The organism is Rhizobium tropici CIAT 899 (assembly GCF_000330885.1).
In the GTDB taxonomy this organism is placed as follows: domain Bacteria; phylum Pseudomonadota; class Alphaproteobacteria; order Rhizobiales; family Rhizobiaceae; genus Rhizobium; species Rhizobium tropici.
In genome coordinates this window covers 1,088,775-1,108,115 of the sequence record NC_020062.1, presented here as the reverse complement: position 1 = coordinate 1,108,115, position 19,341 = coordinate 1,088,775, and the positions used below count along the sequence as shown (strand labels likewise).

Sequence of the window (19,341 nt, the reverse complement as noted above, 5' to 3'; positions counted from 1 at the left end):
TGCCTCTTTGACCGAATATTGCAACGCGGGAGTCGCGAAACCATATGAAGCCTATGGCCGATTCAGGGCTCTTCTGCCATACCCGGCACATAATTTACGAAGTCGCGAATTAAAAGTGATTGCCGTTCCAGGTCACTGGCGAGACGCGTATAGTTCTATTCGGATCGAATAGCGCTCACGATCCAGGACGGATGACGGAACCTGTGGGGTATAGAAAATGCAATCTTCCATTGAGGCCGTTGCCGCCTCGACCCAGGACGACCAGGGCAACTGGCCGACAAAACAAAGCAAGATCCTCGATTGGCTTATGAATGATGTCCGCGACCAGCGGTTCATCGACAACATCCTCGTGGAACTTTGTGAGAAAATGCAGGCAATCGGAGTTCCCGTCGCAAGAGCGACGATGCACTTCCGAACGCTGCATCCGCAATGGCTAGGGGCGAGAATTCTTTGGCGCACCGGCATGAAGGAGGCCGATATAGCGACCTTCAGCTATGGGGTCGAGAATACGCCGCAATTTCTGGCAAGCCCGATCAACGAGATATTCAACGGCGCGACCGAAGTCCGGAAAAATCTCGAGGTCTGCGAGAAGGCGGAACTGAACTATCCGCTTTATAAGGAAATGTATGCGGAAGGGCTGACCGACTATATCGCCTGGCCGATCTATCACACGCTCGGCAAGCGCCACATCGTGACCTTTGCCTCGGACGCGCCCGGTGGCTTCACCGATGAGCATATCACCTTCCTGAAAGACCTGCTGCCCGCTTTGACGATGGTGACCGAAATCCGTTTGAAGAACATCATGGCCCGCACGCTGCTGCGGACCTATGTCGGGCCGCATGCCAGCGAGAAGATCCTGGCCGGCGCCACGACGCGCGGCAGCGGCACCACCGTCGGGGCCGCAATTCTCATCTGCGACCTGCGCGACTTCACCACCATCTCGGACATGTGGCCGCGCGACGATGTCATCGAATTGCTGAACAGTTATTTCGACGCGATGGTCGAACCCATCGAAAAACATGGCGGTGAGATCCTCAAATTCATGGGCGACGGACTTTTGGCCATTTTCCCGTTGAGTGATCCGAATGCCTGCCACAATCTTCTCGTTGCCATCACCGAGGCGCAGGCGGCCGTTGCAACGCTCAATGAGGAAAACCGCGCGCAGGGACGCGAAGTGCTGCGCTATGGCGTCGGGGTGCATGTCGGCGACGTGATGTATGGTAACATCGGTTCGCGGACGCGCCTAGACTTCACGGTCATCGGCCCCGCCGTCAATATCGCCTCACGGCTTGAATCGCTGACAAAAGAGGTAAAGCGGCCTGTGCTTCTTTCCAAGGCTTTTGTCGACATGGCTGGTTGCCGACGCGATATGGAAAGCCTGGGCTCCTTTCCTCTGAAAGGTCTTGGCGAACCCGTCGACGTCTTTGCTTTCGCCGCAAAAGACAAACTGCCGCAGAAAGCGGAGCCGACGGTCGGGTGAAGATTAGCTCCGACGGGGGCGTAAATTCGGTACGGCGCGATTCAGTCGGTAGTAAAACGTGAAATGGCAAAGGGGTGTCTCGGTATATAGATCTCCCTATATTGTGAAGTGGATCATGACGGTAGCTGCCTTAATTTTGGGATCGTTCTGCGCGTACGAACGTTAAGTAAGGGTTGATTCTATCGGCTCGACCACGAGGGTGCCAGTCACCCATAATACTCTGGCAAGGAGAAAACAGATGAGAAAAATCCTGACCCTGGCGTTTTCAGCGGCATCGTTGATCGTTGCGGGCACCGCTGCGGCACGTGCAGCCGACATGCCGGCGACCTATAGCGAGGAGCCCGATGAGCGCAATGGCGTAAAGATCGGCTATCTCGAGTGCGATATCGGCGGCGGCGTTGGTTATGTGCTCGGTTCGGCCAAGGAAATGGATTGCACTTTCCATTCGACGGTCGGTCGCGCTCGCGTCGATCACTATACCGGCGCGATCAGAAAGATGGGTGTCGACCTCGGGTTTACGACCCGCAGCCGGCTTGTCTGGCTGGTTTTCGCGCCGACAGCCGGCTATCATCGTGGTTCGCTGGGCGGGCTTTATCAGGGCGCTACTGTTGAAGCCACTGTCGGTGCCGGCGTCGGCACGAACATCCTCGTTGGCGGCACCTCCGGCTCCATCCAGCTGCAGACCGTGAGCGTTACGGGTCAGCTCGGCTTGAACGTTGCGGCTACCGGTACATCGGTGACGCTGACGTCGGCCGATTGAGTATTCGATTAAAGTCCTGACCATATGATATGGCCGCTCCCGCCCGGCGCTGGAGCGGCCTTTTCCGTCGGGGCGGCGACAGCCAGCTTTGCACGTCAGCGTCTTCAGCGCGAAATCGGTTTAACCATGCACCCTCGCAGCGCTATAGCTATGTAAACCCTAGCGATTCTTCGGAGCCAGAATCATGACCGATACCGTCACCGATCGTTTTCTTCGTTATGTTGTCGTCGATACGCAATCGGACCCGTCTTCGGTTACGCAGCCTTCCACCGCGAAGCAGAAGAATCTCGGGCGCATTCTGGTTGAGGAATTGCTGGCGATCGGGCTTGCCGATGCCCATCTGGACGAGCACGGCTATGTCTATGCCACCATTCCATCGAATGTCGACAAGCCGGTCCCCGTCATCTGCTTCTGCTCGCATATGGACACAGCGCCGGATTTCACCGGAACGAACGTCAAGCCGCAAATCCTGCGGAACTACGCCGGCGGTGATATCCGCCTCAGCGCCGATCCGCAGCAGGTCATTCGGGTTGACGAACACCCTGCCCTGCGAGACCAGATCGGCAACGACATCATCACGTCGGATGGCACGACACTCCTTGGCGCCGACGACAAGGCCGGTCTCGCCGAAATTGTCGCAGCCGCCCAATATCTCGTCGACAATCCCGATATCCGCCATGGCACCATCAAGCTGCTGTTCACAACGGACGAAGAGATCGGGCGTGGCGTCGACAAGGTCGATCTGAAGAAGTTGGGAGCACAATTCGCCTATACGGTCGATGGCGAAACGGCGGGTCATATCGAAGACGAGACTTTCTCCGCCGACAGCGTCGAGATCATCATCCAGGGCGTCGCCATTCATCCGGGCTTCGCCAAAGGCAAAATGGAAAATGCCATCAAGATAGCCGGTGCGATCATCAACAGGCTGCCGAAGGACATGGCGCCGGAAACGACGGACGGACGCGACGGCTTTATCCATCCCACCGGGATCAGCGGCTTGATGGAAAAGGCTTCGCTCGGTTTCATCGTCCGCGATTTCGAGGAAGCCGGCCTTGCTGACAAGGAGGCTATGCTGGAAGCGATCGTCAAGGACGTCATGGCCGCCTATCCCGGCTCATCGCATAAGTTCACCGTCAGACATCAGTACCGCAACATGAAAGTGATTCTCGATCGTCATCCGGAGATTGTCGAAAACGCTGTCGAGGCCATCCGTCGTGCCGGCATGGCGCCGGTGCGAGGCAGTATTCGCGGCGGGACGGATGGTTCCAGGCTCTCTTTCATGGGCCTGCCTTGCGCCAATATCTTTGCCGGCGGCCATGCCTTTCATTCACCACTGGAATGGGTGAGCCGACAGGACATGGAAAAAGCCGTCAAGACGCTCGTGGAGTTGGCGAAGGTCTGGGAAGAACGTTCCTGAACTCTTGCGAGAATAGGCCTCGCTTCCTCCATGGAAACCAGCAACTCCGTCGGGAAATAGCGCATTTTCTCCTGCACGAAATTAATCGCGTTGTCATTATGCAAGTCATCCGTGAATTTTTATATTGAAGCATTACTAAATTAGATTATTCTATAATGTAGTCTTGGGAGGAAAGGAGAATAGGTAAGCCCCTTCATTCCAACTCTACGGTGCGCGCGCTCCGGCAATCAGAAACAGACTGTCACAAAGTCTAAGCTGAAACGGAGTTTAGTCATGAGAATACAATCTTCACGGATGGCAATTGCTGCATCCGCACTTCTTTTATTGGCCTCGACGAGCTATGCGGAACCCGGTGGCGGGACGGATCATGGCGGCAGCCAGTCCGGAAGCGGCGGACTGGGCGCGGGCGTCGGTGTATCGGTCGGCGGCATCAATGCCGGCCTGGGCGCCGGGCTCGGCTCCAAAGGGCTTAGTGCCGGCCTCGGCGCTTCCATAGGCGGAAAGAACGGCGTCAATGCCGGGGCGGGTACTTCCGTATCCGGAACAAGTGGCGTTAACGCAGGTGTCGGGGCTTCCGTTGGCGGTTCCAATGGCATCAATGCCGGAGCGGGTGCTTCCGTATCCGGCACGAGCGGCATTAATGCCGGTGCTGGCGCCTCCGTTGGCGGCTCGAATGGCGTCAATGCCGGCTTGGGAGCGTCGGTTAACGGTTCCGGGGTCAATGCTGGCCTTGGCGCTTCGGTTGGCGGCTCGGGCGGCATTAATGCCGGGGCGGGCGTTTCCCTCGGAGGATCCGGAGCGGGTGTCGGCGTTGGCGTCGGCATTGGCGGCTCTGGCGGAAGCAGTGGCGGCGGATCTGGAGGCACAGGTTCCGGCGGCATTGGCACCGGCAGCGGGTCCGGAGGCAAGGGCACGGGCGGCATTGGCACGACAATCGGCGGCCTAGGCGGTACGGGCGGTACAGGACTTGGGTCGGGACGTTCGGGCACAGGATCGAGCACCCGCACACTTGCCGCCTTCCGTACCATGTCGAGTGCCGAGCAGAAACGTATGCTGATTGCCTGTCGTCAGGTAACTGCATCCGGCAATTTCGATGCAGGCCTTGTCAGCCTTTGCCGGCTGCTGCGCAGCACAGCTAGCGCCGGTGGCCTGTAGGTGGCCGGCGTCAAGGGGGCTTGATGTCCCTCTTTCGCTTCGCTGCAAAGTTCCGCGCCCTGGCCGCTATATCGCCAACGGGCGCGGACGCCTGTCCAGCCTACCAATCCGCGCGGGCCACATTGTCGATCACCTGCTGGCTGCGGCGCAGCACCATGCCTGGCGCGTCCACAGCTTTGCTCAAAAGGTTTCGCGCGTCCGCAAGGGGATGAAATCCGGCCCTTTCGTCCAAGGCGGGAGACGGAGCATCGTCTGCGACAGGTAGAACAGCCTCTGCATAGTCCGGATTGCTTGTTATCAGCGGGTCCCGCGTTTCACATTGCGGCAGGCAGCGGTCGAAATGCTCCACCTCCGCAGATGACGCGACTTTCGTCCTCCCCGCATCGGCGCGAACAACGCGCTTTGCCGGCTCGCTGCTCTTGATCATGGCTGCAAGCGGCGAAGGCTGCGGAACTGGCACCGACACCAGCGGTCTTGCGGGGCTCGCATCGACTGCCAACTGCAATCTGTTCATCGCGAATTGGTGTGCGGATGCCATGCCATTGATCGCGATGCGGCCGCCCTCGTCGATGAGCCGGATCGACCGGTCGGCAGGGCCGGTTTGGACGATCAGATAGAGGGCGCCGACAACAGTGCCGCAAACCGCGAGCCCGCACCCCAGCCTGCGAGTCGTTTCGCTTTGACCATTCCACCATCTCACGGGCTGCGTATCCATCGACCGCTCCTTTGGGAAAATCTCGAACAGCCATTCTCATGAAAACTGTGGCGCGGCTTTTACCGAAACGTGGCCAATTGCAGGCTTTTCGCAAAGAAATGTTGATGAATGCGTTTCGCACATCGGGTCGTGGCTAGGATCGGAGCGTTGCCATGGAGCTGCACTCGCTTCCCGTCTTGATGAAGCGCGTTTCCGCGTCTTTCATATACGCCTCGCCCCTGATCCGATCAGGTGTCCCGATGAGTAAATCAATCCTGAAAGATAATATTAACCATGTTTTTCAAAAGTCCCGCTCATCCATAAGTATTCACTAAATAAATTGAAACTCTACTTTGGAGGTATTCTGTCGAGACTATCGCTGCCGCCGCCGCGGTTCCGACCTGCATTGCCAGCGAATCATATATGTGCTTATTTTATTATATTCTGATATTTTTTGGGGCTTATGCGAAGGGGAATGTGAATGCTGAGAATGCTCCGCGGCGCCAGCCTTATCGGTATCGCAATGACCATAGCAGCGCCACCCGCAATGGCCGCCACCACAAGCGCCAACATGACGGTTACCATCACTATCCAGGCGCAATGCACGATCCAGAGTGCCAATAATCTCAACTTCGGCACCAACGGCGTCATCACCAGCAATATCGATCAAGCAACCACCATCGGTGTGCAATGCACGTCCGGGCAGACCTATAATGTCGGCCTGAGCGCCGGCGCTGGAGCAGGTGCGACAACGGCCGTCCGAGTCATGACAGGACCAGCAAGTGCGACGATCAATTATGCGATCTATACCGACTCCAATCGAACGCAGACCTGGGGCACGACCATAGGCACGGACACCGTCTCGGGGACAGGAAACGGCGCGGTCCAGAACATAAATGTCTATGGCCGGGTACCTCCGCAAACCACACCGGCTGCGGGTGTCTACACCGATACCGTAGCGGTTACCGTCACCTACTGAAAACTCACAGATCCGGGAGGCCGTCATGCAACGCATGTTGCCATGCATTGCCGCGACTATGCTTTTGCTGTTCAGTGCTTATGAAATAAACGCAGCATCTCTGCGGGTAGCGCCCACAAGTCTGGAGCTTGTAGCACCGGCTGCTGCCACGGTCTTGAATCTGGCCAATGACGGAGACCATCCAATCAACGTCCAGATACGTGTCTTCAAGTGGAGCCAGGCGGGCGGGATAGAGACCTTGGAACCGACCAGGGATGTCGTTGCCAGTCCTCCCGCGACGCGGATGAATCCGAACGCACAGTATGTGGTCAGAGTGGTTCGTACGAGCAAGGCGCCCGTCAAGGCGGAGGAGACCTATCGTGTCATCGTTGATGAACTCCCCGACCCTGCCCGTGCGCGCGCCGGCACGGTCACGCTCATCATGCGTCAGTCCATTCCTGTCTTTTTCAAGCGGCCGGACATAAAGCCCGCCGATATTGTCTGGAGCCTCAAGCAGCAGGGCAACAGCCTTGCTCTTATAGGCAAGAACAATGGCGGCAGCCGCTTCCGTCTGTCGAACGTGACCCTCGCGCAGGGTGCGGCGAAGGTCGGCAGCCGGAACGGACTGGTCGGATACGTGCTTGCCGGGGCGACGATGCAATGGCCTGTCGGAACAGCAAAACCCCTCTCGGGTGGCGTCGTGACACTGCATGGCCAGAGTGATCTTGGGCCGTTCGATGCCAAAGTCGCCGTTAATCAACGGTAGTGCCGGCGCCGTTTTCATATGCATGCTTTTCTCAGTGCCGGTACTGCGTGCTCAGGAAGTGCCCGATCTGCCGGCGAATGCGACCACGGCCGAGCAACCGGCCGCCGCGATGGACGTCTATCTCGAAGTATTCATCAACAACGTGTCGATGAAGATGATCGGCAATTTCAAACAGCGTCCGAATGGCTCGCTCGCTGCAACCGCGCAAGAGTTGCGCGAGGTGGGCATCAAGCCACCGGCCGGCGCTGACGATAAGCTGATCGAACTCAGCACTTTGCCCGGCCTGTCATATCAGGTCGACATAGAGACGCAGCGTCTTTACGTGCAGACGACCGACGAAGGGCGCGCGGCTCGCGTCATCAATGTCAGGCAGCAGCAGGACAATGCGGTCCCTGCACCCCAGTCCGGCTATGGCGCCGTCCTCAACTATTCCCTCTACGCAAGTTCCAACGGTCTCTTTCAAGGCAATTCGAACATGTTCCAGGGAATATCCGGATCTTTCGATGCACGTCTCTTCAGCCCCTATGGCACGCTCAGCCAGTCCTTCCTCGCCGGATATTCCGAAGGCAGTCTTGACGGCATAACCCGCCTCAACACGACCTGGAGCTACTCCGATCCGAAGAACCTTGTTACCTATCGTGCCGGTGACCTGACCACCGGCGGCCTGTCATGGACTCGGCCAGTCTATTTCGGCGGTATTCAGTTTCAGCGCAATTTTGCGCTGCGCTCGGACCTCGTGACCGAACCGCTGCCCTCATTTGCCGGGACGGCCGCCGTTCCTTCGACGCTCGATATCTATACGCAGAACGTGCGCACCTATTCCAGCGACGTTCCCGCCGGGCCTTTCCAGGTGACCAACCTTCCTGTCTTTTCCGGAGGTGGGCAAGCAACCGTCGTGCTGCGCGACAGCCTCGGGCGCGAAACCACGCAGACCCTGCCGTTCTATTCCTCCAATTGGCTTCTGCGTCAGGGCCTTTTGGACTTTTCCGCCGAACTCGGCACTCCGCGTCTGAATTTCGGAACCGATTCCAGTGACTATGACGGTCGTATCATGGGCGCCGCCACCGCAAGGTACGGCCTGACCGATTGGCTGACACTGGAGGGCCACTTCGAGGGCGGCGCCGATCTTCTGAATGGCGGCGCGGGAGCCGCCTTTCCAGTCAGCTCGTTCGGTGTAGCGTCAATAGCAGGTGCGGCAAGCAAAAGCGGCTCGCGTTCCGGTGCGCTGATGAATGCCGCATTCGAGCTCAGCTACGACAGATGGGCTCTTTACGCCCGCGTACAGCGGACCTTTGGCGATTATGACGACATAGCCTCGGTCTCCGCGCGGCCGACAACGAGCGTTGCCGGAGATGTGAGCATTCTCAGCGCCGGTGTGCCGCGCGCCATCGATCAGGTCACGCTGAGCGTGCCAACGCCACTCGATCTGTCCAGCCTTAACCTCTCTTATACCAACCTTGAAAGTGCCGACGGCACTAGGAGCAAGATAGCCGGTCTTTCCTACAGTCAGACCTTCAAGCGTGCCACAGTCTATGCGAGCGCCTTCACCGATCTCGACGACCGAAGCAATTTCGGTTTCTTTGCCGGCCTCTCCATTCCCTTCGGCGGCAACGTTACGGCCAATACGGGCGTACAAGGCGGGCCTAACGGCCTTGGTGTCGTTGCCGATGTTTCCAAGTCGATGCAGCAGGAGGACGGTAGCTTCGGCTGGCGCCTGCGCACCTCTGAAGGCGAAGACACCTATCGCGAGGCGGCAATCAGCTATCGGGCTCCATTCGCACAGGTCGAGGCGGGCCTTCAGCAGCAGGATCATCAGACCAGCGCTACGGCTCGGGTCGATGGTGCCATTGCCGTTGCAGGCGGCGGTGTCTTTGCCACCAACCGGATCGACGACGCGTTTGCCGTCGTCGATGTCGGCGCTCCCGGTGTCGAGGTTCAGCAGCAGAACCGGCCGGCCGGCAAGACCAATTCGAGCGGCCGCATTCTGGTGCCCAATCTCAACTCCTATGAACCGAACACCGTCTCCATCGATCCCAAGAACCTGCCCGTCGATGCCGACGTGCCCGCGACGAAGGAAATCGTCGTGCCGGCAGACCGCAGCGGCGTGGTCGTCAAGTTCGGCGTATCCGAAGCACCGCAAGCAGCTCTGGTTACGATCAAGGACAAGAACGGGGTGCCACTGCGTGCCGGGCTCAACGGCACCTTGCAGGGGGCGAACGAAGACTTCGTGGTCGGCTATGACGGTCAGACTTATATTCGCGGGTTGCATGCGAGGAATGCGATCGATGTCTCGCTGGAGGATGGAACGAAATGCCACGCCGAATTCGCCTATAGGCCGCAGCGGGGTGAGCAGGTTGTCATCGATGACGTCAGGTGCTTTTGAAGAGAGGTGAAAGGATGCTGCGTTCGATCACTATATTGCTCGCATTGTTGCTGCCTTCGCTTTGCCTGGCGCAAAGCTGCAGCTTCAGTGCCACCAATATGAACTTCGGGGCAGTTGATATCTTGTCGGCTACCCCGGTCAGTTCGACATCGACTATAAGTGTAAGTTGTTCCGGAGGACTCCTGGATTTGGGCAAGCGGCTTCTCATTTGCCCGGATATCGGCGCCGGCAGCGGCGGCGCATCTTCGGCTGCGGCACGTCAGATGCTGAACGGAGCCAGTTCTTTGAACTATCAGCTGTATTCCGATAATGGCCGGAGCGTGGTGTGGGGATCGAGCAGCTGGCCCTATCCATCGCGGGCACCGGTCTATGCGCTGACAATGTCCCTGTTGAATGGCTCGCTGGTGGGCGCAACCGGTAGCCTGACGGTCTATGGCACGGCGCTTGGAACGCCATCGACGGCGCTGCCCGGGTCGTATACCTCCAGCTTCGCATCCGGCACCTCATTCTATTACAGCTACAGCAGCGCGACGAACTGTAATGGACCCACCGGAACGACAGGAACCGCGCCGTTTACCGTCAACGCGAGCGTTGCCGCCAATTGCCTGGTGAGCGTCCAAAACATCAATTTCGGAACGCAGGGTGTTCTGAGTGCGAATACCGATGCCGCCGGATCGGTGACGGCAACCTGTACGCCGGGTACGCCCTACACGATCTCGTTGAATGGCGGCACAACGAACGCGGCACCGACGGCGCGAAAGATGACGAAGGGAGCGGAGACGGTGACCTACGGTCTCTACAAGGATATCAACCGGTCGCAGCCCTGGGGCGATGTCAACACACCGGGCAGCACGGTTGCTGGAACTGGAACGGGCACGGCGCAGCTTTTGACGGTCTATGGCCGAGTCCCGCCCCAGACGACGCCCTCTCCAGGCAATTACGTGGATACGGTCGTAGTGACGCTTACCTATTGATCTCGGATTGGCGCGGGTCGAATAACGCGGCTGACTGACGACATCGAATATTACCAGTGCATAGACAAGGATGGCGCCGACTGCGATGACGATGCCGCTGGTTGATGATTGTATGTGTCCTCACGCCATCGAGATCAATCCGTTTGCCCCAAGGAGTAGGATGCTTATTCTGGAAACCTCCCGGCTCGTTCTCAGGCCTTGGCAGGATAGCGACCGTGTTCCGTTTGCCGCCGTAAATGCAGACGCGCGGGTTCGCAAATATTACTATCCGAGCCTGCTCACGGCGGCTGAGACGAACGAACTGATCGACGAAGCCAACGAGCAGTTCGCCAAGGAAGGTTTCAGCTTTCTGGCCGTGGAGCGGAAAGTTGATGGCGCGCTGATTGGCGGCGCAGGTCTTTCACGTCCTGGGCCGGAAGTTCCGGGTAATTTTCCATTGGAGATCGGTTGGATTCTGGGGCATGCCTATTGGCGGCAGGGCTATGCGACGGAAATCAGCCAACGTTGCCTGTATTTCGCGTGGCAAGAGCTGCGGGCTGATTGCGTGATCGGTTACACCTCAGCGATTAACACTCCTTCCCGCCGCGCGATGGAGAAAATCGGTATGATCCGAGTCGACGATGGCGATTTCGATGATATCACCGTGCCGCCAGGCAATATTCTGCGGCCGCACGTGCTCTATCGCATCGATCGTCCCAAACAAGAAATTCATGAATGAACAGGGAGTAAGCCGCGACGACAGCCCCGCGGATCGGCAATCTTGCTTCTTGCCTCAGCCGTGCTCTCACGCGAAAATTTACCATGAGCATACCGACATCCCACCCCTTCGATTTCGATCCGACTTATGGCATGCAGCTCGCGCAGTTGCAGGCGATAGCAGCACCGGAAGCTCCGGCGGGCTTTGACGAGTTCTGGCAGCAGCGCTACAGGGCGGCCCTGGCCATCGATCCGCAACCCAAGCTTCGCCATAGCAAGCAGCGTCACGACAACTGGCACGTCTTCGATATCAGCTACATGTCGACAGGGTCGTTTCAGATCAATGGCTGGCTGCTCATTCCCCGCAGCGGACGGGTGCGGCGCGGCCTGGTCGTCGGACACGGATATGGCGGAAGAGACCAGCCGGAATTCGAGTGGCCAGTAGAAGAGACGGCTATCCTTTTTCCCTGTTGCCGCGGGCTCTCCCTCAGCGCGAGCCCGAAAATCCCCTCGGATGCATCCGGCCATGTTCTTTGCGGTATCGAAAACCGCGACACCTATGTCATCGGCGGCTGCGTGGAAGACATCTGGCTCGCAGTCTCGACATTGGAGACCCTCTATCCATGGCTTGCCGGCCATATCGGCTATAGCGGCATCAGTTTCGGTGGCGGTGTCGGCGCTCTCGCCATTCCCTTTGACGCCAGGATCAGGCGGGGCCACCTCGTCGTTCCGACTTTCGGCCACCGGGAGCTATGGCTGACACTGCCAACCGTCGGCAGCGCGCAATCGGTACAGGCCTATCAGGAAAGACACGGCAGCGTTTTGGAGACGCTGCGCTTCTTCGATGCTGCGATCGCGGCAAGTCGTATCCGCATTCCGATGCTTGTTGCGCCCGCCCTTTTCGATCCCGCCGTTGCGCCGCCCTGTCAGTTTTCCGTCGCAAATGCGCTGCAGGAATTCAACGAAATCTTCATTCTGGATGCCGGCCATTTCGATTATGCTGGCAGCGGCCAGCAGAACGCAATTCTGCGAGACAAGATCGGGCAATTCTTCGAGGTGCTATGAACCGCGAAACTTATACTGGTACAGCCCTCGGCTGCATGTGTGGGGCGGAGGCCGCCATCAGGCAGGTGTATGGCGCCACTGTACATCTGACGAAGGCCGTAAGCTTCTGGCTGCTCAGGCGAGTCCGGCTGGTATCGGTCGGAGCACCTTGTGCGTGCCGTAGTCACGCTCGTGGGATTTGCGGTGCTGTCGCTCGAAGCTTGCGGAAAACTCGACCAGAATACGCTCCATCATGCCATCCGGATAGGTGCCGGTGTCCTCGGTTTCTACTTCCGATTGGGCAGTCACGATCTTCATATTCATTTACAGTCCTCCGGCTTTGCACGGAAACCCTTGATTTCAATATCTGTTCCATTAGTATCTCTGAAAATTGTTAAAAAATTAACTACGCCCGTTAATCAAATCGGGCGCCACGGCATCGCATTTGAATGGCTGACCGGATTGGAACATTCTTGCAATCGTGACGTTCAGTCTCTGATCTGATTAGGGGGATTGATGTACCGACCCGAACCGCCCTGCGTGTGCCTCTTCTCGTTGCCCGCGAAACAACAGACATCGATTTTCGATATAGCCAGACGTTGAAGTCCGAAAGGACTTCGCGGGAGTTCGCATGCTTTCAAGCAATCACCGTCCCATCGGCGGTTAGACTGGAGCAGATCATGGCCCTCGTAATCACATCGATCATCCTCGCCCTAATCGGTCTGGCACTCGGCGGCGGCGGGCTTTGGCTTACACTGCTCGGCGGAAGCCCCTTTTATCTTCTGGCCGGCATCGCCTTCCTCCTAACGGCGATCCTGCTTTATATGCGCAAGGCAGCCGCACTCTGGCTCTATGCGATCTTCGTGCTGGCAGCGCTTGGATGGGCGATATGGGAGGTCGGTTTTGACTGGTGGCAGCTCGGCCCGCGTGGCGGCGTGATCATTCTGATCGGTCTATGGCTTCTGACACCCTGGATCCGGCGGCCGCTGGGCTTTCGCAGCCTCGACGGCGTTTACTATGGAGCCAATCCATGGCCGCTCGCCATACCCTTGATTATTGCCATCCTGGTCGCGGTCTATTCGATGACGACCGATCCGCACGATCTCTCCGGCGATTTGCCGACGACAATGGCTGCGAATGCCCCGATGGGCGGCGATGTGCCCGATGGTGAGTGGCATCAATATGGTCGAACCTCGTTTGGTCAGCGTTACTCGCCTCTCGACCAGATCAATGCTCAGAACGTCGGAAATCTGAAGGAGGCCTGGCGATATCAGACAGGTGATGTGAAGCGCCCCGATGACATCGGCGAGACGACTTATCAGGTTACGCCGCTCAAGATCGGCGACACGCTTTATATCTGCACGCCCCATAGCCTGGCGATCGCCATCGGTGCGACGGACGGCAAGGAAAAATGGCGTTACGATGCCAATGCCGGCATGAACCCCAACCGACAGCATCAGACCTGCCGCGGTGTCTCCTATTATCACGACACGACCGCTGCTGCCGGCGCACCGTGTGCCGATCGCGTCTATCTGCCGACCTCGGATGGCCGGCTGATCGCGCTCGATGCTGCCAACGGCAAGGTTTGTCCGAGCTTTGCCGATCAGGGCACCCTGCATCTTGAAAACGGCATGAAATACAATCCGGCTGGCTACTATTATTCGACGTCGCCGCCCGTCATCGTCGCCGACAAAATCATCATCGGCGGCGCGGTGAACGACAATTATTCCACCCAGGAACAGTCCGGCGTCATCCGCGCCTTCGACGCCCGGACCGGCGCGCTGCTCTGGAACTGGGATTCGGGCAACCCGGATCAGACAGCGCCGCTGCCCGCTGGCCAGACCTATACGACCAACTCACCGAACAGCTGGTCGGTTTCCAGCGCCGACGAGAAGCTCGGCATGGTTTACGTTCCGCTTGGCAACCAAACGCCAGACCAGCTTGGCATGGGCCGCAGCGCCAATGTGGAACGCTTCTCCTCCTCTGTAGTCGCGCTCGACATCAATACCGGCCAGCTCAAATGGGTGCAGCAATTCGTCCATCACGATCTTTGGGATATGGACGTGCCGGCCCAACCCGTGCTCGTCGATCTGACCAAGGCCGACGGCACCACCGTCCCTGCCCTAGTCGCGTCGACCAAGCAGGGCGACATATATGTGCTCGATCGCCGCACCGGAGCACCGATCATTCCCTTCAAGGAAATACCGGCGCCGGGCGGCACCATTCCGGAGGATCATGCCTCGCCGACCCAGCCGATCTCCGATCTGACCTTCTCGCCGCCGCCCTTGCAGGAAAAGGACATGTGGGGCATCTCGCTGTTCGATCAGCTCGCCTGCCGTATCTCTTTCCACCAGCATCAATATGAAGGCCGCTACACGCCACCATCGCTGCGCGGTTCTATCATCTTTCCCGGCAATTTCGGCACTTTCAACTGGGGCAGCGTCGCCGTCGATCCTGAGCGGCAGATCATGTTCGGCATGCCGACCTATCTCGCCTTTACCTCCCGACTGGTGCCGCGCGCGGAGATTCCGCCGAAGGGCGCTGGCGATAAAGGCAGCGAACAAGGGCTCAACCGAAACGAAGGCTCACCCTATGGCGTCTACATGGGTCCGTTCGTCAGCCCGCTCGGCATTCCCTGCCAGGCACCGCCTTGGGGCTATGTCGCCGGTGTCGATCTGAAGACCGGCAAGATCGCCTACAAGCACAAGAACGGTACCGTCCATGACATGACCCCGCTGCCCCTGCCCTTCAAAGTCGGCGTTCCCGGCATTGGCGGCCCGATGATGACCAAGGGCGGAGTGGCGTTCCTGGGGGCAGCGGTGGACAATTATCTCAGGGCCTATGATGTCACGACAGGCAGGCAGCTTTGGCAGGCACGCCTGCCGGCGGGTGGCCAGTCGACGCCGATGACGTATACCGCCGGCGACAACAAGCAATATGTCGTCATGGTGGCCGGTGGTCACGGTTCCGTGGGAACGAAACCAGGCGACTATGTGATCGGCTATACACTGCCTTGAATCGATGACGGAGCGGCCAGGCAAGCCTCTCCCTTCTGTCAAGGCCCCGGCTTAACTCTTGGAAGAGCCGAAGTTGCCCTCAGCGCCGTCATTCTCGGAGTCCGCAGGAGGCTCCCAGCCGAAAACGCTACGGCCACCGTAGGAAAAGGATCTGTCGAATTCACCGGCTACGATTTCTTTGAGATCGGGGCCGGTGACGTAGCGCTCCAGCATCCGCGATTGGTCATCCAGCCGCTTCAGCGCCGATAATTCCTCGTCACGACCGAGGCGGCCCTTCCTGACGGCGGATTTCATCACATTGATCGTCTCGTCATAGACCTTCAGCGGCACGGGAAAGGGATGTCGGTCCTTGCCACCATGGGCGAGCGAGAAGCGCGCGGGGTCGGAGAAGCGGCAGGGTGCGCCATGAACCACTTCGGCGACCATCGCCAAAGCCTTCACCGTGCGCGCGCCAACCCCAGGCGTCAGAAGCAGACCCTCGAAATCCACCGGACCACGATCGGCAGCCGCAGCGAGATTTCCGTGCAGGCGCCGCATGTTCACGTCTTCTTGACGCACATCGTGATGCGCCGGCATGACGAGGTATGGCAGCATCGGCTGTGCTTCTTGTTTGCCAACTACTGGAACTTTCCCTTCCAGTGCACTGAATTCTTGAATGATTTTATCCGGCCCCAAGGAAGCAAGCAGATCCAGCTGACCGTCGCGGGAACGCTCGGCGCGCCGATCGGCAAGATTGACGATCTCGCCCTGCTCGCGCCCTTCGATAGCCGCGTGCGGCGAATCCAGGAAGCTCGTCAAACCCTCCGATAGCCAGTGATATCGGCGTGCTTGCCGGCGTTCGTCGCTCATGCCCTGCTGGATGACGACCCACTTGCCGTCGTCGGCGACGATGAAGCCATGCAGGTAGAGGTCGAAGCCATCCTGCACGGCTGCGCTGTCCACCTTCGCGATCAGCCGGCTCTTCATGGCAAGGGACGCACCGTCGATACCGACGCGATCGCCGATATCAAGAAGTTCGCCCGGCGTCTTGCGCGATTGCGCGCCGCGGCCGCCGCAGACATGGATTCCAAGTTCGCCGGATAGCGGCGTCAGGCCGCGCTTCAGGGCGCCAAGGACGCTCGTCGTGATCCCCGAGGAATGCCAATCCATGCCCATGACGGCGCCGAAAGACTGGAACCAGAAGGGATTGGCGAGGCGGCGAAAGAGCTCGTCGCGACCGTAATGCTGCACGATTGCCTCGGTGATGACGGCACCCAGGCGCGTCATGCGATCCCCAAGCCAGCGCGGTACGCGGCCGCCATGCAGGGGAAGATCAGCTTTGCCGGCTCTCTGTGCCAAATCCACGACTCTCGTTCTTTACCGTGGCATTGTAGTCCGGGGAGCCGTGATATGCCATTCGCAAGGTGCGGCGATCAGCCGAGGCACCAAATATGAATTGTGATGAGGTTAAGCCAACGCCGATGTCGGCGCAAAATCCTGCATCGCTCCTGAAAAAGGCTTAGGCAATGGGGAGGCGTAGGAACTGCGCTTGCTGGTGGATAGGCCCAGCGACACCAAAGCTTCGGCCTGCTTGACCGCTGCGGCGACACCATCCACGACCGGGATGCCGTAGATCGATTGGAGCTGCCTTGCGAGATCCGTCATGCCGGCGCAGCCGAGGACAATGGCCTCCGCCCCGTCTTCAGCGAGCGCTCGCTCGATTTCCGCCCGCAGCTTTCCAATTGCACTCGAAGACGAATCTTCAAGCTCGAGCACGGGGATATCGGAGGCGCGAACCTTTGCCCGCGCGCCCATGCCATAGCGATGGACAAGATTGTCGATGAGGATGCGCGAGCGTTCGAGCGTCGTCACCACGCTGAAGCGCTGTGCCAGGAAGCCGGCCGTGGCTACGGCTGCTTCACACAGACCGACGACAGGTACGTCACAGAACATGCGTGCGGCTTCCAGACCGGTGTCGTCGAAACAGCAGATGATCGCGGCGTCATAGCCTTCGGCCTGTCTCTCCTTCAATTCGCGCAGCATGCCGGGCACGGCGATAGCGCCGTCATAATAGCCCTCGATCGAAGCCGGCCCCATCTGTGAGGTGGCAGCGATGATCTCCGTGCCGGGGCCTGCAACGGCACGCGCAGCGATTGCCGCCTTCTCCGTCATGGAAACGGTGGTATTCGGATTGATAAGCAGCAGGCGCATGATCTCAACTTTTCTTGGCTTGGCGGCGGCCGAGCATGGTCATGACCGCAAGCGCCAATAGGATGATGGTAAAGGAAAAGAGCGTAGTCACCGTTCCGAGCGCATAGAGCACCGGCGTCGTGACATTCGTCGTCATGCCGTAGATTTCGAGCGGCAGGGTATTGTAGGTGCCCGACGTCATCAGGGTGCGGGCGAACTCGTCATAGGACAGCGTGAAGCCGAACAGGCCGACGCCGATAAGGCTCGGCACTATCATCGGCAGCACTACATGGCGGAAGGTTTGCCAAGAGCTGGCGCCAAGATCGCGGGCTGCCTCCTCATAGGCCGGCGAAAACCGGTTGAAGACGGCAAACATGATCAGCACGCCGAAGGGCAAGGTCCAGGTCAGATGCGCGCCGAAGGCGGAGGAATACCACGCCGGCGCGATGCCGCCCTGCTGAAAGACGACGCCGATCCCCAGCGAAATGATGATGGATGGGACGACGAGGCTCGCAACCGTCGCGTAGAACAGGAACGTCGATCCGCGGAACCGGCGGCGAAAGGCAAGGCCCGCGAGCAGCGAGACGACGACGGTCACGATCATGACCATCACGCCGAGGATCAAGGAACGCTGGAACGATGCGCCGAAATCCCCCACCGCCTGTTTCTCGAAGAGATTGGCGAACCAATGCAGCGAGACGCCATTCAACGGGAAGGTCAGGCCGCCGTCCGGTCCCTGGAAAGACAGGATGATGACCGCCGAGAGCGGACCGTAGAGAAACAGGACGAAAATCGTGAAGAAGATTGCCAGAAGATAGAATTCCAGGCCGCGCTTTTCACTGTTCATCTTAGAGCTCCTTGCGGATATCGACGATGCGCAGGATGGCAGCAACCATCAGCAATACGACGATCAGAAGCACGACCGCATTGGCGGCAGCGGCGGGATATTGCAGCAGCGACATCTGGTTCTTCATCATCAGCGCAATGGATGCGCTCTGGCCACCCGACATCACCTGCACGGTGGAGAAATCCGCCATGACGAGCGTGACGACGAAGATGCTGCCGATCGCCATGCCCGGCTTGGCAAGCGGGATGATGACATTCCACAGCACCTGCCATCCGCTGGCGCCGGCATCCCGCGCGGCTTCGAACAGAGAACGGTCGATACGCATCAGCGTGTTGAAGATCGGCGTCACCATGAACAGTGTGTAGAGATGCACCATGGCAAGCACGACGGCGAAATCGGAATAGAGCAGCCATTCGATCGGCTGTGGGATAAGGCCCATCTCGATCAGCGTCGAATTGACAAGTCCGTTGCGCCCGAGAACGGGTATCCACGAGATCATGCGAATGATGTTAGAGGTCATGAAGGGCACGGTGCAGACGAGGAAAAGGATCATCTGCGTCGAGGTGCGGCGAATATGGAAAGCCAGAAAATAGGCGACCCAGAAGCCGATGAAGAGCGTCAGCGCCCAGACAATTGCCGTAAATTTCAATGTGTTGAGGTAGGTTTTCCATGTAACCCACGAACCGAGCGTATCGGTATAATTCGTGGTCAGGAACGCCGGATAGAGGCCGGCGAAATCATAATCCCAGAAACTGACGATGCCGATCATGGCGATCGGCAACAGGAAGAAGAAGCCGAGAATGAGAAACAGCGGCGTTGCCTGCAGATAGGCGACGGCCCAGCCGGGTACGGCAAATCCACGCCCGGGCTTCTGAGTTTCCTGCTCCGCATCCGAGGAAGCGATTGTCGCCATAGTCCGGCCTCTCCATTGGTAGGATCCTCTCCCCGTTTTGAAGGGGAGAGGAAATGATCGATCGCAGC

17 protein-coding genes are annotated in these 19,341 nt (G+C 58.8%); 11 read left to right on the top strand and 6 right to left on the bottom strand.

Annotated features, from left to right (window positions below; all coding sequences use genetic code 11):
- Positions 1-217 precede the first annotated feature (217 nt).
- The 4 genes from RTCIAT899_RS27230 to RTCIAT899_RS27215 all read left to right on the top strand — a co-directional run bounded on the left by RTCIAT899_RS27230 (position 218) and on the right by RTCIAT899_RS27215 (position 4,812).
- The gene (locus tag RTCIAT899_RS27230; protein WP_015343060.1) at positions 218-1,480 is read left to right on the top strand and encodes an adenylate/guanylate cyclase domain-containing protein; all 1,263 of its coding nucleotides are present in this window, start codon (positions 218-220) and stop codon (positions 1,478-1,480) included.
- Positions 1,481-1,718: 238 nt separating this feature from the next.
- On the top strand, positions 1,719-2,240 hold the full coding sequence (locus tag RTCIAT899_RS27225) for a DUF992 domain-containing protein (RefSeq protein WP_015343059.1): 522 nt from the start codon (positions 1,719-1,721) through the stop codon (positions 2,238-2,240).
- Positions 2,241-2,424: 184 nt separating this feature from the next.
- Complete coding sequence (gene pepT, locus RTCIAT899_RS27220; RefSeq protein ID WP_015343058.1) at positions 2,425-3,657, top strand: peptidase T; 1,233 nt, start codon at positions 2,425-2,427, stop codon at positions 3,655-3,657.
- 273 nt (positions 3,658-3,930) lie between these two features.
- On the top strand, positions 3,931-4,812 hold the full coding sequence (locus RTCIAT899_RS27215) for a hypothetical protein (RefSeq protein WP_041678201.1): 882 nt from the start codon (positions 3,931-3,933) through the stop codon (positions 4,810-4,812).
- Between the two features lie 100 nt (positions 4,813-4,912).
- Here RTCIAT899_RS27215 and RTCIAT899_RS27210 read toward each other — a convergent pair whose 3' ends face one another.
- Positions 4,913-5,527: a hypothetical protein gene (locus RTCIAT899_RS27210; protein WP_015343056.1), complete on the bottom strand. Its 615-nt coding sequence runs from the start codon at positions 5,525-5,527 to the stop codon at positions 4,913-4,915.
- A gap of 460 nt (positions 5,528-5,987) precedes the next feature.
- On the opposite strand from RTCIAT899_RS27210, the gene RTCIAT899_RS27205 reads away from it, so the two are divergent.
- The 6 genes from RTCIAT899_RS27205 (at position 5,988) to RTCIAT899_RS27180 (ending at position 12,348) form a co-directional block, all read left to right on the top strand.
- The gene (locus RTCIAT899_RS27205) at positions 5,988-6,485 is read left to right on the top strand and encodes a Csu type fimbrial protein (RefSeq protein ID WP_015343054.1); all 498 of its coding nucleotides are present in this window, start codon (positions 5,988-5,990) and stop codon (positions 6,483-6,485) included.
- Positions 6,486-6,510: 25 nt separating this feature from the next.
- Entirely contained in the window at positions 6,511-7,230 is a 720-nt protein-coding gene (locus RTCIAT899_RS27200; RefSeq protein ID WP_015343053.1) for a fimbrial biogenesis chaperone, read from the top strand.
- Positions 7,231-7,252: 22 nt separating this feature from the next.
- Positions 7,253-9,613 carry a fimbria/pilus outer membrane usher protein gene (locus RTCIAT899_RS27195; RefSeq protein ID WP_015343052.1) on the top strand — a complete coding sequence of 787 codons (2,361 nt, stop codon included), beginning with the start codon at positions 7,253-7,255 and terminating at the stop codon, positions 9,611-9,613.
- A 14-nt stretch (positions 9,614-9,627) separates the two neighbouring features.
- Complete coding sequence (locus RTCIAT899_RS27190; protein ID WP_041678200.1) at positions 9,628-10,587, top strand: Csu type fimbrial protein; 960 nt, start codon at positions 9,628-9,630, stop codon at positions 10,585-10,587.
- Between the two features lie 160 nt (positions 10,588-10,747).
- On the top strand, positions 10,748-11,305 hold the full coding sequence (locus RTCIAT899_RS27185; RefSeq protein ID WP_041678199.1) for a GNAT family N-acetyltransferase: 558 nt from the start codon (positions 10,748-10,750) through the stop codon (positions 11,303-11,305).
- 83 nt (positions 11,306-11,388) lie between these two features.
- Positions 11,389-12,348: an acetylxylan esterase gene (locus RTCIAT899_RS27180; protein WP_015343049.1), complete on the top strand. Its 960-nt coding sequence runs from the start codon at positions 11,389-11,391 to the stop codon at positions 12,346-12,348.
- A 114-nt stretch (positions 12,349-12,462) separates the two neighbouring features.
- Here RTCIAT899_RS27180 and RTCIAT899_RS27175 read toward each other — a convergent pair whose 3' ends face one another.
- Positions 12,463-12,651 carry a hypothetical protein gene (locus RTCIAT899_RS27175; RefSeq protein WP_015343048.1) on the bottom strand — a complete coding sequence of 63 codons (189 nt, stop codon included), beginning with the start codon at positions 12,649-12,651 and terminating at the stop codon, positions 12,463-12,465.
- Positions 12,652-13,007: 356 nt separating this feature from the next.
- On the opposite strand from RTCIAT899_RS27175, the gene RTCIAT899_RS27170 reads away from it, so the two are divergent.
- A complete protein-coding gene (locus RTCIAT899_RS27170) occupies positions 13,008-15,344 on the top strand; it encodes a glucose/quinate/shikimate family membrane-bound PQQ-dependent dehydrogenase (RefSeq protein ID WP_015343047.1) in 2,337 nt (778 codons plus the stop codon).
- 51 nt (positions 15,345-15,395) lie between these two features.
- On the opposite strand, the gene RTCIAT899_RS27165 is transcribed toward RTCIAT899_RS27170, so the two are convergent.
- The 4 genes from RTCIAT899_RS27165 to RTCIAT899_RS27150 all read right to left on the bottom strand — a co-directional run bounded on the left by RTCIAT899_RS27165 (position 15,396) and on the right by RTCIAT899_RS27150 (position 19,273).
- On the bottom strand, positions 15,396-16,682 hold the full coding sequence (locus RTCIAT899_RS27165) for a DUF763 domain-containing protein (protein ID WP_041678198.1): 1,287 nt from the start codon (positions 16,680-16,682) through the stop codon (positions 15,396-15,398).
- Positions 16,683-16,790: 108 nt separating this feature from the next.
- The gene (locus RTCIAT899_RS27160) at positions 16,791-17,534 is read right to left on the bottom strand and encodes an aspartate/glutamate racemase family protein (RefSeq protein ID WP_015343045.1); all 744 of its coding nucleotides are present in this window, start codon (positions 17,532-17,534) and stop codon (positions 16,791-16,793) included.
- 4 nt (positions 17,535-17,538) lie between these two features.
- Complete coding sequence (locus RTCIAT899_RS27155) at positions 17,539-18,360, bottom strand: ABC transporter permease (RefSeq protein ID WP_015343044.1); 822 nt, start codon at positions 18,358-18,360, stop codon at positions 17,539-17,541.
- Position 18,361: 1 nt separating this feature from the next.
- Positions 18,362-19,273 carry an ABC transporter permease gene (locus tag RTCIAT899_RS27150; RefSeq protein WP_015343043.1) on the bottom strand — a complete coding sequence of 304 codons (912 nt, stop codon included), beginning with the start codon at positions 19,271-19,273 and terminating at the stop codon, positions 18,362-18,364.
- Between the last annotated feature and the right edge of the window lie 68 nt (positions 19,274-19,341).

Coding starts and splice junctions, on each gene's coding strand:
- RTCIAT899_RS27230 (WP_015343060.1), top strand. CDS start 218: ATGCAATCTTCCATTGAGGCCGTTGCCGCCTCGACCCAGGACGACCAG.
- RTCIAT899_RS27225 (WP_015343059.1), top strand. CDS start 1,719: ATGAGAAAAATCCTGACCCTGGCGTTTTCAGCGGCATCGTTGATCGTT.
- pepT (WP_015343058.1), top strand. CDS start 2,425: ATGACCGATACCGTCACCGATCGTTTTCTTCGTTATGTTGTCGTCGAT.
- RTCIAT899_RS27215 (WP_041678201.1), top strand. CDS start 3,931: ATGAGAATACAATCTTCACGGATGGCAATTGCTGCATCCGCACTTCTT.
- RTCIAT899_RS27210 (WP_015343056.1), bottom strand. CDS start 5,527: ATGGATACGCAGCCCGTGAGATGGTGGAATGGTCAAAGCGAAACGACT.
- RTCIAT899_RS27205 (WP_015343054.1), top strand. CDS start 5,988: ATGCTGAGAATGCTCCGCGGCGCCAGCCTTATCGGTATCGCAATGACC.
- RTCIAT899_RS27200 (WP_015343053.1), top strand. CDS start 6,511: ATGCAACGCATGTTGCCATGCATTGCCGCGACTATGCTTTTGCTGTTC.
- RTCIAT899_RS27195 (WP_015343052.1), top strand. CDS start 7,253: ATGCTTTTCTCAGTGCCGGTACTGCGTGCTCAGGAAGTGCCCGATCTG.
- RTCIAT899_RS27190 (WP_041678200.1), top strand. CDS start 9,628: ATGCTGCGTTCGATCACTATATTGCTCGCATTGTTGCTGCCTTCGCTT.
- RTCIAT899_RS27185 (WP_041678199.1), top strand. CDS start 10,748: ATGCTTATTCTGGAAACCTCCCGGCTCGTTCTCAGGCCTTGGCAGGAT.
- RTCIAT899_RS27180 (WP_015343049.1), top strand. CDS start 11,389: ATGAGCATACCGACATCCCACCCCTTCGATTTCGATCCGACTTATGGC.
- RTCIAT899_RS27175 (WP_015343048.1), bottom strand. CDS start 12,651: ATGAATATGAAGATCGTGACTGCCCAATCGGAAGTAGAAACCGAGGAC.
- RTCIAT899_RS27170 (WP_015343047.1), top strand. CDS start 13,008: ATGGCCCTCGTAATCACATCGATCATCCTCGCCCTAATCGGTCTGGCA.
- RTCIAT899_RS27160 (WP_015343045.1), bottom strand. CDS start 17,534: ATGCGCCTGCTGCTTATCAATCCGAATACCACCGTTTCCATGACGGAG.
- RTCIAT899_RS27155 (WP_015343044.1), bottom strand. CDS start 18,360: ATGAACAGTGAAAAGCGCGGCCTGGAATTCTATCTTCTGGCAATCTTC.
- RTCIAT899_RS27150 (WP_015343043.1), bottom strand. CDS start 19,273: ATGGCGACAATCGCTTCCTCGGATGCGGAGCAGGAAACTCAGAAGCCC.